Annotated in this window: 13 protein-coding genes; 11 read left to right on the top strand and 2 right to left on the bottom strand. The window is 35.6% G+C overall.

Annotated features, from left to right (window positions below; all coding sequences use genetic code 11):
• Positions 1 to 10 precede the first annotated feature (10 nt).
• Positions 11 to 1,072: a sugar ABC transporter substrate-binding protein gene (locus MKX39_RS15725; protein WP_340770335.1), complete on the top strand. Its 1,062-nt coding sequence runs from the start codon at positions 11 to 13 to the stop codon at positions 1,070 to 1,072.
• Positions 1,073 to 1,192: 120 nt separating this feature from the next.
• Positions 1,193 to 1,369 carry a hypothetical protein gene (locus tag MKX39_RS15720; protein WP_340770333.1) on the top strand — a complete coding sequence of 59 codons (177 nt, stop codon included), beginning with the start codon at positions 1,193 to 1,195 and terminating at the stop codon, positions 1,367 to 1,369.
• Positions 1,370 to 1,422: 53 nt separating this feature from the next.
• Here MKX39_RS15720 and MKX39_RS15715 read toward each other — a convergent pair whose 3' ends face one another.
• Together MKX39_RS15715 and MKX39_RS15710 are read right to left on the bottom strand one after the other, a co-directional pair.
• Positions 1,423 to 3,501: an SA1320 family protein gene (locus MKX39_RS15715; RefSeq protein WP_340770331.1), complete on the bottom strand. Its 2,079-nt coding sequence runs from the start codon at positions 3,499 to 3,501 to the stop codon at positions 1,423 to 1,425.
• Positions 3,502 to 3,514: 13 nt separating this feature from the next.
• Positions 3,515 to 4,465, bottom strand: coding sequence for a DUF1672 family protein (locus MKX39_RS15710; RefSeq protein ID WP_340770329.1), 951 nt, complete (start codon positions 4,463 to 4,465; stop codon positions 3,515 to 3,517).
• 298 nt (positions 4,466 to 4,763) lie between these two features.
• Here MKX39_RS15710 and MKX39_RS15705 point away from each other — a divergent pair, with 298 nt between their 5' ends.
• The 9 genes from MKX39_RS15705 to MKX39_RS15665 all read left to right on the top strand — a co-directional run bounded on the left by MKX39_RS15705 (position 4,764) and on the right by MKX39_RS15665 (position 11,907).
• Positions 4,764 to 5,471, top strand: a complete 708-nt coding sequence (locus tag MKX39_RS15705; RefSeq protein WP_340770327.1) for a nucleotidyltransferase domain-containing protein — start codon at positions 4,764 to 4,766, stop codon at positions 5,469 to 5,471.
• Between the two features lie 17 nt (positions 5,472 to 5,488).
• Complete coding sequence (locus tag MKX39_RS15700) at positions 5,489 to 5,806, top strand: hypothetical protein (protein ID WP_340763528.1); 318 nt, start codon at positions 5,489 to 5,491, stop codon at positions 5,804 to 5,806.
• A gap of 148 nt (positions 5,807 to 5,954) precedes the next feature.
• Positions 5,955 to 6,581 carry a lysozyme inhibitor LprI family protein gene (locus tag MKX39_RS15695; RefSeq protein ID WP_340770325.1) on the top strand — a complete coding sequence of 209 codons (627 nt, stop codon included), beginning with the start codon at positions 5,955 to 5,957 and terminating at the stop codon, positions 6,579 to 6,581.
• A 123-nt stretch (positions 6,582 to 6,704) separates the two neighbouring features.
• Entirely contained in the window at positions 6,705 to 7,199 is a 495-nt protein-coding gene (locus tag MKX39_RS15690) for a GNAT family N-acetyltransferase (protein ID WP_340770323.1), read from the top strand.
• A 72-nt stretch (positions 7,200 to 7,271) separates the two neighbouring features.
• A complete protein-coding gene (locus MKX39_RS15685) occupies positions 7,272 to 7,802 on the top strand; it encodes a D-glycero-alpha-D-manno-heptose-1,7-bisphosphate 7-phosphatase (protein ID WP_093538311.1) in 531 nt (176 codons plus the stop codon).
• A gap of 234 nt (positions 7,803 to 8,036) precedes the next feature.
• Positions 8,037 to 8,315 carry a DUF1292 domain-containing protein gene (locus MKX39_RS15680; RefSeq protein ID WP_093538360.1) on the top strand — a complete coding sequence of 93 codons (279 nt, stop codon included), beginning with the start codon at positions 8,037 to 8,039 and terminating at the stop codon, positions 8,313 to 8,315.
• A gap of 76 nt (positions 8,316 to 8,391) precedes the next feature.
• Positions 8,392 to 8,691: a DUF1292 domain-containing protein gene (locus MKX39_RS15675; protein WP_093538312.1), complete on the top strand. Its 300-nt coding sequence runs from the start codon at positions 8,392 to 8,394 to the stop codon at positions 8,689 to 8,691.
• Positions 8,692 to 8,849: 158 nt separating this feature from the next.
• Positions 8,850 to 9,572 (top strand): EcsC family protein, encoded by a 723-nt coding sequence (locus tag MKX39_RS15670; protein WP_340770322.1) that lies wholly within the window; start codon positions 8,850 to 8,852, stop codon positions 9,570 to 9,572.
• Between the two features lie 106 nt (positions 9,573 to 9,678).
• Positions 9,679 to 11,907 carry a YcdB/YcdC domain-containing protein gene (locus MKX39_RS15665; RefSeq protein ID WP_340770319.1) on the top strand — a complete coding sequence of 743 codons (2,229 nt, stop codon included), beginning with the start codon at positions 9,679 to 9,681 and terminating at the stop codon, positions 11,905 to 11,907.
• Positions 11,908 to 11,961: the final 54 nt, after the last annotated feature.

The following is an 11,961-nucleotide window of genomic DNA, read 5'->3' as shown; positions in this document are numbered from 1 at the left end:
GAGGAGACAGATGAAAAGTAAGTTTATGACCGTTTGTCTTTTCGGAATGACCATGTTTCTTTTTGCCTGCACGGATAATTCTGTAACTAAAACTCAAGAGCCGGAACATAGTCCAGTTGTTAAAGAGGAAGAGCCTGTTAGAATTGGTTTTTCCATGGATACATTGCTAGAGGAGCGTTGGCTAAAAGACCGTGAATTGTTTAAAGAGGCTGTAGAAAATCTAGGAGCAGAAGTAGAGATTGTTGCTGCAAATGGTGACGATGCGTTACAGATTTCACAAGCAGAGACACTTATTCAAAGTGGTATCGATCTATTGGTAATCGTACCTCATAATGCGGCAGCTACAGCAGCAATCGTCCATAAAGCACATCTTGCGGGAATTCAAGTAATTGCTTATGATCGTCTAGTTAAAAATGCAGAGGTCGATATGTACATTTCGTTTGATAATGAACAAGTTGGTAAAATGCAAGCGGAGGCTATGACGGCACTTGTTCCAAAGGGGAATTATGTCTTTATAGGAGGAGCCATCACGGATAATAATGCACATCTTTTAAAAAAAGGTGTATTTAAGGTGTTGCAACCATTTATAGAAAGTGGAGATATTCACGTTGTCTATGACCAATGGACGAAAGATTGGACTCCTGCAAATGCCCAGGCCAATATGGAACAAGCTATTCGTAATTCGAATGGTCAAATTGATGCAGTGATTGCTGCAAACGATGCTACAGCTGGCGGTGCCATTCAAGCACTCCAGAATCATGGACTAATTAGTCAAATACCAGTAGCGGGACAAGATGCAGATCTCGCTGGTGTTCAAAGAATTGTAGTTGGAACACAAACAATGACTGTTTATAAGCCTATACAAATACTTTCCAACAAAGTAGCTGAAATTGCAGTTTCCATGGCAAAGGGAGAAATTGTAACGGCCGACCAACAAATTAATAACGGTAAGAAAGAAGTACCATCTGTTTTGTTACCTCCGATTGCAGTAGATTTAGCTAATCTTGAGAGTACTGTTATTAAGGATGGATTTCATGCAGCAGAAGATATTTATGGGACTGTAACAAAGTAACTGGGGAAGAGTTCAAATAAATTATTACCTGGTTTAAAGCGAGCTAGTTGTACGATTATTTTCTATGGAAGAATATTCACTTCTGTTCAGAGCAAATTAGACTCTAGGAGGTGAATATTCATGAGTAAAAATAACAATAAAACAACTAATATGAGAACGCATAATAGTTATGAGCTGTACAAAAATCCTACGAATAATCCAGACGAGGAGTTTTCAGAAGAATTTGTGGAGATATCCAAAAATAAGATCACAAATAAGATTAACAAAAACCCGTCTAACAAAAGAAAAAATAATTAGTATACGAAAGGTGAGATCAATTGAGCTCACCTTTTTCTATATTATTTACGTATCTAGAGCGTGCCGCGATTAACTTGCTCCTTTAATAGTTGAATATTGTTTAAGACATTTTTGGATATTTCTAAAGTTGCTTCAATAGCTTTAGCTTTTTCGCCGGATAATTGAAAAATAATATCATTAAAAAGTAGTTCCATTTCGTCTAAAATAGCTAACGTCGAAATGTTATAGAGACGAACATCATCAAATTTCCCAGGTTCGAAAATAGCAGTATCTAGATAAGGCTTAAAATTTTGAAGCATTTCAGGAAGGTTAGCTGATAGACTACCTGATCCCATACGAACGGTTTCTGCTATTGTTTCTATCTCTTCTAATGGAACTAATGCATTATTTACTGCTGCTTTTACTTTTTCCTCATAATCCGTAAATATACTTATAAGTAAGCTAATTGGATTACCATAGAGTCCGACATTTAAAGCTGCCTTTACCGAAAAAATTATAGCGGATACTGCACTTTCAATCATTAGAGCAACAGTATAAATTCTGTCAACAATTGGGTGTACTATAGTAGTTACTAATGATGTAATTTGTTTATGGGCTAGCTCCACTTGAATTTCTTTTATTTTCATCCCAATTGTCAAATATGGAGAAGTATCAATATTCATGATTTCCGTTTTTTGTATAGTATCTACACCATCTGCAAGAGATTTTCCTGATTGGATAGAACTTCCTAGGTTTTGATCCTTGTTAAACATGGAAGTAGCAATATCCTTAACTTGGGTTTCATAGTTTGTTAATTGGTTATAAACAGCCTCTTTGTTCTTGTGAACGATTGAGTAATGCGCATTTAGTTCACCCACTATTGCATCTACAAACATATCCTTGCCACCTTTAAAAAGCTCGGGTATGTGTGTTTGGATGATTATTTGAGCACCATTCACTAAGTTATCGACATCATCTTTTAACTGATTTAAATATTCTCTTGCAGGAGCAAAGAGGCTCTCTACATCAATATTTATCGAAGTGATAAATTCTATTATTTCTGCAGGCTTAGAGTTCAGGATAGAATTTAGTATTCTGCATTTAGATTCTGCAGAGTCTAATAGAGAAATTAAATAGTCGATACACCCTTTAAGAATCGTCCCCGTGTTGGAGATGCCGTTGTATAAAGGATCACCGGCAGCTTCATCAAACATAGTTTGAAAGGTTTGTTGTAAGACAGTTACGCGATTGCTAAACTGCATACTTTCATCTAATACAATGCTTACGGAATTGTTTAGATAGCTTTGTACATTCGTAATTCTGCCTTTTACCTGATCTTGAATACCGTTTGATAGTAGTAGCATATTCTCTTTGTTTAAAACAATTTTTTCTGTTTGACCGCCATATAAAGGGGAACCAGTCCAAAGGCTTGTGACGATATGATCATCTGCACCAATGTAAATAAATCCATGCCCTGGCTGACCCTTTATCCCAACTTCAATTTTAAATTCACCATTCTCATCGGCTTCTACGTAGCCTGTGTGATTAGAACCAAGCATTGAAAAAAGAGGAACACCATTGTTTATGCCATATTTATTTCCAGGAATTCGATCGCCTAAACCAAGAGATTCCTCTGTCCCGGTAAGAAAATCGTACTTACTATAGTAATTTGTAATATTGGGATATTCTTTACTAGAGTCGACCATTCCAAAAGGAAGAATAGCAGGATTAAGCGTTACTGCTTTCACCTTAGGATTCTCCATTGCAACTGCATTTGTTAAGGCACCGGCTAGTGAATTTCCGGAGACCGAAGAAATTGGTCCATATTTATCATTCATTTGCTGATAATATGTTTTGGCATCTAAAATTTGCTGTGGTGGAACTTTGCCGATTAACGTAGTATTCGTTTCGAGCCAGTCCTTATCTAATTGTTCACTACCTACAAATACAATCGATAGCTCTTTCGTTTCAAAATTTTGTATAGTTAATGCATCTAAACCAGAGGAAGAATCATATCTTGTGTCTATTACATCAAATTTTTTTCCATTAACTTGTATACTTTGGTAAACAAGATAATGCCTGTATGCGTGATATCCCGCAAGCTCGACCAAATCCTTGTCGTTTGTGTTTGATACATTCTTAATAGTGGTCATAGGTGATCAACTCCTATTCCTTCATAATCTGATTCAACACGTTTTTATTTAGAGTGTTTGGTTTTGAACCAGAGCCATATTTACTATTAATTAAATTGTCATTTAATATCAAAGCATAGGAGCCTCTTGGTAACCCGTCTGTAGTTTTAATCTTATTATATATCTCATCGTAAGCTTCCTCGTCAGGGTCAGTGTTGGCTTCCTTCATGAAAAAGTTAAGAGTTACGTTAACTGCATCTGGATTAAATTTACTTTCATCTAGTGTTTTTCTCAACTCTTCTTTACTAATATTTTGGTTCTTTAAATACAAGTTGTTAAGCTCATTGAAGACATCATCGAACACACTAATATAGTAATAGGGGGTAGAGTAACCAGAGTCGGTATTGTTTACTGCCTCTATATTTTTACCTATAACAGGATAATTCGTAATTACTTGATTTACAAAGGTATCCAAATTACTCATTTCTTTTTCATACGCCATTGCATATAATCCACCCGATAAAGCATCTTCTACTTGACCTTCTTGTGACCAAACACTATCCGTTTTCACTGTTTTACCTTTCACATCAATTGGTACTATTGCAAAAGCGTGAAAATGTGGTTCACCTACTGATTCTACAAATACCGAAACACCGTCGGCAGCACCTACCAGATTATGCACAATTACTTCCGTTTTATATTTATCGCTAAAGAATTTTTTAACCGCAACTTCAATATCCTCGCGGTTAGTTTCTGCAATCTTATCTGTTTCTTCACCATTTTTTAACGCGTAGCCTTCCCCGTTATAATCCTGAATGCTAACTAGATTTTCTGTGTTCATAGCAATCTCTTGATCTTGGACTGGTTGTTCTTCTGTTTCAGTTTTCGCTTGAGTACCTTTTGTATTATCAGTTTCCATGTTGCATCCTCCTAGCATAACTGTTATGCCTATACTAATTGCCAAGACTTTATTGTTCTTACGCATATGAAAATCCTCCTAACGTGGATATACAATTTATATTTTCAAATTCCTATATTTACTAATTATATTAAAACGAGAAGTAATATGAAAATATAAACCTATTTTTTGTTTGAATTTTTAAAAAACAGGTGTAAGGGTATGACTTAATAAAAAATAAACAGGACTTTTGTTTTAGATGAAAGGACTAAACTTCGAATTGGATGATCAGAGTTAAAATGGTTTTTTATTTTATCCATTTCCAAAATGATGAAGGTATTTCCTCGTTACTATAGAAATTATTAGAGGGATGGGGGCGAGAGGTATGAATAAAAATAATCCTGTAGAAGGAGCTCAAAAATTTGTACATAAGTATTTTCCAAATTGTAATGGGGCCTTGTTAGCAGGGAGTGTCATTCGGGGAGAGGCGACCGAAACGTCTGATTTAGACATTGTAATTTTTGATGAAACCTTTCCTTCTTCCTATCGAGAGACATTTATAGAATTCGAGTGGCCAATTGAAGTGTTTGTACATAATGGAAGCTCCTATAAGTCGTTTTTTGACAGTGATCGAGAGCGTGCACAACCTTCTCTCCCTCGAATGGTGTCAGAGGGAATTATTTTAAGAGACGATGGGATTATAGAAGCTATAAAAAAAGAAGCGGAGGAACTTTTAAAGGAAGGACCAGAAAAATGGACCGAGAAAACTATACAAATCAAACGGTATTTTCTTACAGATACATTAGATGATTTTATAGGAGGCTCTAATAGAGCAGAAGGAATATTCATCGCAAACACATTAGCAGAACTTACAAGCGAATTTGTTCTTAGAACTAACCAACGTTGGATAGGAACTTCTAAATGGATTGTTCGCTCTTTAAAAGCATTTGATGAAGACTTCGCCAATCAATTTGTTGAAGCGTTTGATACATATTACACAACCGGCGATAAAAGCAGAGTAATTTGTTTAGTAGAGGCAGCGATGGAACCTCATGGGGGAAGGTTGTTAGAAGGTTTTTCATCAGGAAAATGATGGAATAAGGAGGTCTTATGAGAACTATAATTGGAATATTATCCATATTATTTGGAGCATTGTTTATAAATATCACAATTAATCAATTCGAGAAAACAGGAAATATTATGCTGACCTTTTACGGGATAACGTTATGTGTACTCGGTGCTAATGTACTTAGCAATCGAAAAATAACGAATGGAAAAATTTACACAAGAGTTATAGGAATAGGTATTGCGATGATATTATTTGGAGTTGCGTTCGTATTGAAACCAGGTGAAGCAGGTAGCAGTTTTGGAATGACCATAATTATCCTTGGTTTGTTATTTTCATTAGTAGATTATTTAGAACTATAGGCTAATGAGCTGGAATGAAGTCGATGTCCAAAATAAATATAATGCCGACTAATAAAAGAATTTTGCAAACTTTTTACTCTTGTTCGACGTCTAATAAATACTAACTATAAAAAGTTCGGTTTAATAGGCATATAACAGGAGGAATAGCGTGAAGAATTTACTAGTTCTTTTAATGCCAATGATGCTATTGGTAGGATGCAATAATGAGGAGACAGAACCGGCTACAGAAACCGATAAGCTAGGAAGCGAGACGGTAATAGACGAGCCAAATGAAGAGGGTGAAGAAAGTGATGTAGAAGAGACTACTATTGTTGAAGAAGATAAAGATAATAATGTAGTGGAGGAAAATAAGAATAAGCCAGTAGTCCAGGAAAAACCTGTAACTAAAGAAAAAACAGAAACTGTAAATCTCTCCGTAACAAAAGATAAATATTTAAAGCAGCTAAATGACATTGAAAATAGTCTAGGTGATTTAAACAATCAATACAACAATGGTACACAAACCGAGATGAACGAAGCAAAGTCAAAAATTTTAAATAAATGGGATGCAGCTTTAAACGAGATCTATGGTGTATTGAAAAAACAGCTGTCTGCAGATGAAATGAGTAGTTTAAAAGTGGAACAGCGAAATTGGATTAAACAAAGAGATCAAAAGGCTAAAGATGAGTCCTCTGTTTTTACAGGTGGAACAATGGAAGCTACTATATACGTATCTACACAGGCACAGCTGACGAAGGAACGCTGTTATGAATTAGTACAAAAATATATGAAATGAAAATAGAGTTGAAAGTCAGCGAATGTTGATTTTCAACTATTTTTGTACTTACTCAATATACCTGAAGGAATAATTACTCATTTGTTGAATTAAACAATAGGCTTAAATATGAGGTGAAAAACCATGTGGATCATTAAAAATATGGAGAATAAGGAACTGGAATTCTTGAAGGATATGCTATATGAATCGATTTATATGCCGGAGGATGTAAAAGATAAAGCAAAGCTATTAAACTCCCCTTCAATAAAAAAGTATTATGAAGATTGGGGAAGAAAAGGAGATGTAGCATTAATAGCAACGGATGCCAATAATAGAGCAGTAGGAGCAGTTTGGTATAGACTTTTTGATGAATCTAATATGGGATATGGCTATGTAGACAATCAAACTCCGGAATTAGGAATCGCAGTTATGAAAGAAGCAAGAGGATTAGGAGTAGGCACTTTACTTATGAAAAAGATAATCGAACAGGCTGCAGTGGATGGATTTAAAACGCTCTCCTTAAGTGTTGACCCTTATAACAGAAGCGCAGTTCATATTTATCGGCAGCTAGGTTTTGTAGACTACGGCATATCAGGGACATCGATTACGATGATTTACCGAGAAGAGAGCAAAGTTTAATATTAAATAATAAAGTCAGTTTGGGGAACAACTAAAGTGACTATTTAAATCTTAAACAAGGGTGTGTTTCACATGAAGACTGCAGTTTTCTTGGATCGGGATGGTGTAATCAATGAGGTGCTCACGGAGCGAGTTAAATTTGTGAACAAACCAGAGCAGCTATACTTTTTACAAGGGGTCCCTGAAGCTATTAAGAAATTGAACGCTTCCTTCGATCATATATTTGTCGTTACCAATCAAGGAGGAGTAGGATTGGGGTTTATGAAGGAGTCCCAGCTGCAAAGAATCCATGACCATATGATTGCAGTTTTAAAAAAGGAAGGTGCTACTATTCATGAGGTAGTGTACTGTCCGCATAAGCCAAAGTCTGGTTGTGCATGTCGAAAGCCAAACAGTAAGTTAATAGTAGATCTGGGTAAAAAGTATAATGTGGATTTGTCCAAATCCTATATGGTAGGGGATACGGACACAGATATTATTGCTGGGAAAAAAGCCGGAACAAAAGGAGTTTTTCTAGGGAAAAGTGACCCTATCGCGGATGCTGTATTTCCGGATCTTATAAGCGCGGTAGAATGGATTTTACAGGATGCAAAAACAAGTTAAGGTATTTTATGTTACATCAAGCGTATAATTTGAAAAGGAGTAGGATTTTGCTAAAGACACGTGAATATGAGATGATTTGAATATGCATGGATCCACGAATAAAACCATATGTATGTGAAATACTATATGGATAAACAAATCATATAAGTTTTGTGTAAATGCAAGTTGTATTGGGTAGTGAATACTAGAAAGAATACGTGATATTAATAGGAGGAATTTGAAATGGAAGAAAAAATGGGTAGTATTGAAGTAGGAGAAATCCTAACGGTATTAGATGAAGAGGATCGCGAACAAGAGATCGAAGTAATCGGGCTTTTAACAATTGAAGAAAAAGAATATGCAGCAGTTGCATTTGCGGAGGATACGCAAGAAGAAACCGACGAAGACATGGATGTATTCTTTTTCCAAGTAGTTGAAGGTGAGGACTTAGCGGAAATCGAAACAGATGAAGAATTTGAAAAAGTATCTGCAGCATTTCTTGAAGCTGAAGAAGCAGTAGAAGACGAAGAATAGAAAAACTAGAAAAGAGAGGATAATCTCCTCTTTTTTTCAATTAGTAGTAGGATAGCTTTGGTAGGAGGTAAATGGAATGTTACAAAATGAAGGTAAACTAGATATTGGCAGTACATTTAAAGTGTTAGATGAAAATAACCAAGAACAAGAAATGAAAGTTGTAGGATATTTGACTGTAGAACAGATGGAATATGTTGCAGTCATTTTCCTAGAGGATATACAAGAAGATTCAGAAGAAGATATAGGTATTTTCTTTTTCCGGTTAGATGAAGACAAAAACTTTGTCATGATGGAAAGCGACGAAGAGTTTGAAAATGTATCGGCAGCATATATCAAGCTAGAGAAAAATAACTTTGCTAAAAAGAAAAAAAGATAAATACTTGTAACTTTAAAGCATGATACCTAACACAATAGGTATCATGTTTTTTATATACATCTTCAGGCGGAGATACAACCATATCTAGGGGCTAATTTTAATATAGCTATAATAAGATAAAATGAATAATAATAGTAAAAGACAAGGGGTTAGAACTGATGGATACGTATAGATGGAAAGTTGAAGAGGAACTATTTCTTTGGAAAAGGAAGATGACGAAACGAACGGGATTAATAGGTCGTACGTCTAAGAATGTACAAACAAAGGTTAACGGACTTATTCCTGAAAAGGTCCATCAAGTGATAACGGAAAGTATTAAGAATATGGTAAAGGTGACGCTTGTTGGGTCAAATATAAAAATGAAAAAAAGGCTACCACTGGAACTTAACCTTCAGGAGCGAGATGAACTTTTACAGGAAAAACTTACTACGTTCCGAAAAACTGCTGTAGTAGAAGGAGCAGGGACAGGAGCAGGAGGTATACTCCTTGGACTCGCTGACTTCCCGCTACTATTATCAATTAAGATGAAGTTTCTCTTTGAAGCAGCGGCGATTTATGGATTCGACACGGATGAATACGAGGAAAGGTTATATATATTGCATATATTCCTTTTAGCTTTTTCTAGTGAGGAAAAAAGAAAAGAAACGCTAGAAATTATGGAGCACTGGGAGCAACAAAAGAGCTTAATTGGCGAGATGGATTGGCGAGATTTCCAACAGGAATATCGGGATTATATTGATCTAGTGAAAATGCTCCAATTACTACCTGGAATAGGAGCGATGGTAGGAGCTTTTGCTAACTATAATTTGCTCGATCAACTTGGAGAAACAGCGATGAATTCATACCGACTTCGTTTATTGTCAAAAAATGGTCTGAAATAACAAAGGGCATTGACTTTAATAATTAGATTCCATACCAAATTATTGGTATTTTCTCTATCTTGCAATCATAGACTTCAAAGACTGCAAAAGAAGGAGAGATTTTTTTATGAGTTTTAAATATGTTGGTATCATACTAGGCGCTTCTGCACTATCAATCGGACTTTTTTCAGCGAACGTCCATGCAACTACTACTCTGAAAGAACAACCCCCTGTACAAATTCAAGCAGCATCAACAGACAATGTTTTTACTAAAGAGGATTTGATCAAAAAGTTTCGAGGTCTATTTCCAAAGCAATTCGATTTCTTGAAGAATTCCGATTTCCAGATGAACGGTGGTTATTATTTTCCTGGTGACGAGACAATGCGTTATGATCTATACTTCACAAAAACAATCGATGGAAAACAGTTATATGGCAATGTTTCGTTTGTAGGTAAAGATTTACAAATAGAAAACTTCTCTTATCAACCTGCCACTGTAACAGAAGCGCTTTTTCCAGCTAAAGTTTCTAAAGTGGAAGCGCAAAAGATAGCCGGAGATTTTATGAAAAAATATCTAGACGGCGGAGAATATCAATTAGAGACGGATTCTTATGGCTATTATCCAAATCAGATATTAACGGAACCAATACGATATTCATTTTCCTACACTCGTTTGAAAAACAAAGTTTCTGTTACTGACCAACGAATTGAAGTTTCCGTTCTAGGAAACGGTGAAATTGTTGGCTTTTATAGAAATCCAGAAACTAACAAAGCATCCACTTTTGATGACGTGAAAAAAGTTAAAGCGAAAGATGGCGTATTAAAAAAGGTAAAAGAAAATATATATGTGGAAAAGCAATATCAAGTAGAAACAGATTACCAAACTGGTGAACGACATGTACGACTAGTATATCAACCGTCACCAAATTTACTTGGTGTTCATGCTTCTTCTGGAAAATACTTAACTTCCAAAGGATACTCAGTAGATTTCCCTAAAAAATCAACCATTTCGCTGCTTTCTTCCAAGCAGCTCCCAGCCAACTATAAGAATGGGATCACTGTAGAAGAAGCAAAGAAAATGTCCGAGAAATTACTGAAAATAGATTTGAAAAATGTTAAGTTGAACATCGACTCTATCAGAGAAATGACTAATTATAACGGACAGGAAGTTATTAGTGTTCAATATATGTATAATTTTCCAAATGGCGGTACTGGAGCAAGTATAGAGATAGACAAACAAACAGGTGAAGTAATCCAGTACTATAATATGAAGAGTGAGATCTTAGCACAGATGGGTGAGAAGCCAAGTGAAGCGAAGCCTCTTTCCGAAAAACAAGCGCTTGAAAAAGCAGTGGAACATATGAAAAAGTGGATTCCATCTTACCTTCATAACTATGCAAAACCTACAGAAGTAGCATATATGGATGAAATGCAGGGAAGCTTTATGTTTAATTTCCCGAGAGTTGTAAATGGAGTTGTGGTTTCGGGTGATTCTATTAATGTCGGAGTGGCGAAGGATGGTTCACTAAATAATCTTTATGTTAATTATCAAGAGGTGAAGAGTTGGCCATCACCAGAAAAAGCAATATCAGAAAAAGAAGCGAAGGAAATAATAACTAAGGCATTGAGTTTAAGACTTAACTATATGAAATCCAATCAAAAAGAGGAAAATAACCACTATGACCTAGTTTACTCTCAATTATTTAATGAGAAATCTTTTAGTACTTTAGATGCTTTAACAGGTGAGTGGCAAGTGCTTAATGGAGAGAACAATACAACTGTTATTTCCCATCCTTGGGCACAAGAGGAACTAAATTATTTTATAAATGCAAAAATCCTTGATGTCAAAGATCCAAAACAGTTTGACGGAGATGCTGCTATTTCCAAGGGAGAAGCGCTAAAAGTAATGATGAAATCACTTACTTATATGTATGATGGCTATTATTATCCTGAGCAGGACAATCAGAAACAATCATTTGACAATATCAATCCTAAGCATCCACTATACCAGTCGGTCGAGCGTGCTGTGGATATGGGAATTCTAAAAGCCGATACAAAGAGTTTTGCGATAGATGAGCCGGTAAGTAAAGAACAGCTAGCAGTTTGGTATATTCGTGCATTAGGTCTCGAACAGGCTGCCAAAAATTCGACTATTTATAAACTTCCTTTTACAGATGCTGATAAAGTACAAAAGGAATTATTAGGTTATGTCGCACTCGCTAATTCATTAGAATTATTGGAGGCGGAAAAAGGAGTATTCAATCCTAAAAAAGAAGTAACCTATGCAGAACTAGTAGTTTCAACAATTCACCTTGCTCACAAGATTTCAGAAAAAGGAAGAACTTTTCTTTATTGATATTTAAGCAATTTAAACAGCTTTCAATTATTTAAATTTACGTTGCTTTTTGGA

It is taken from the genome of Psychrobacillus sp. FSL K6-1464, from assembly GCF_038003145.1.
GTDB lineage: Bacteria > Bacillota > Bacilli > Bacillales_A > Planococcaceae > Psychrobacillus > Psychrobacillus psychrotolerans.
This window is presented reverse-complemented; position numbering and strand designations above follow the sequence as displayed.

Coding starts and splice junctions, on each gene's coding strand:
- MKX39_RS15725 (WP_340770335.1), top strand. CDS start 11: ATGAAAAGTAAGTTTATGACCGTTTGTCTTTTCGGAATGACCATGTTT.
- MKX39_RS15720 (WP_340770333.1), top strand. CDS start 1,193: ATGAGTAAAAATAACAATAAAACAACTAATATGAGAACGCATAATAGT.
- MKX39_RS15715 (WP_340770331.1), bottom strand. CDS start 3,501: ATGACCACTATTAAGAATGTATCAAACACAAACGACAAGGATTTGGTC.
- MKX39_RS15710 (WP_340770329.1), bottom strand. CDS start 4,465: ATGCGTAAGAACAATAAAGTCTTGGCAATTAGTATAGGCATAACAGTT.
- MKX39_RS15705 (WP_340770327.1), top strand. CDS start 4,764: ATGAATAAAAATAATCCTGTAGAAGGAGCTCAAAAATTTGTACATAAG.
- MKX39_RS15700 (WP_340763528.1), top strand. CDS start 5,489: ATGAGAACTATAATTGGAATATTATCCATATTATTTGGAGCATTGTTT.
- MKX39_RS15690 (WP_340770323.1), top strand. CDS start 6,705: ATGTGGATCATTAAAAATATGGAGAATAAGGAACTGGAATTCTTGAAG.
- MKX39_RS15685 (WP_093538311.1), top strand. CDS start 7,272: ATGAAGACTGCAGTTTTCTTGGATCGGGATGGTGTAATCAATGAGGTG.
- MKX39_RS15680 (WP_093538360.1), top strand. CDS start 8,037: ATGGGTAGTATTGAAGTAGGAGAAATCCTAACGGTATTAGATGAAGAG.
- MKX39_RS15675 (WP_093538312.1), top strand. CDS start 8,392: ATGTTACAAAATGAAGGTAAACTAGATATTGGCAGTACATTTAAAGTG.
- MKX39_RS15670 (WP_340770322.1), top strand. CDS start 8,850: ATGGATACGTATAGATGGAAAGTTGAAGAGGAACTATTTCTTTGGAAA.
- MKX39_RS15665 (WP_340770319.1), top strand. CDS start 9,679: ATGAGTTTTAAATATGTTGGTATCATACTAGGCGCTTCTGCACTATCA.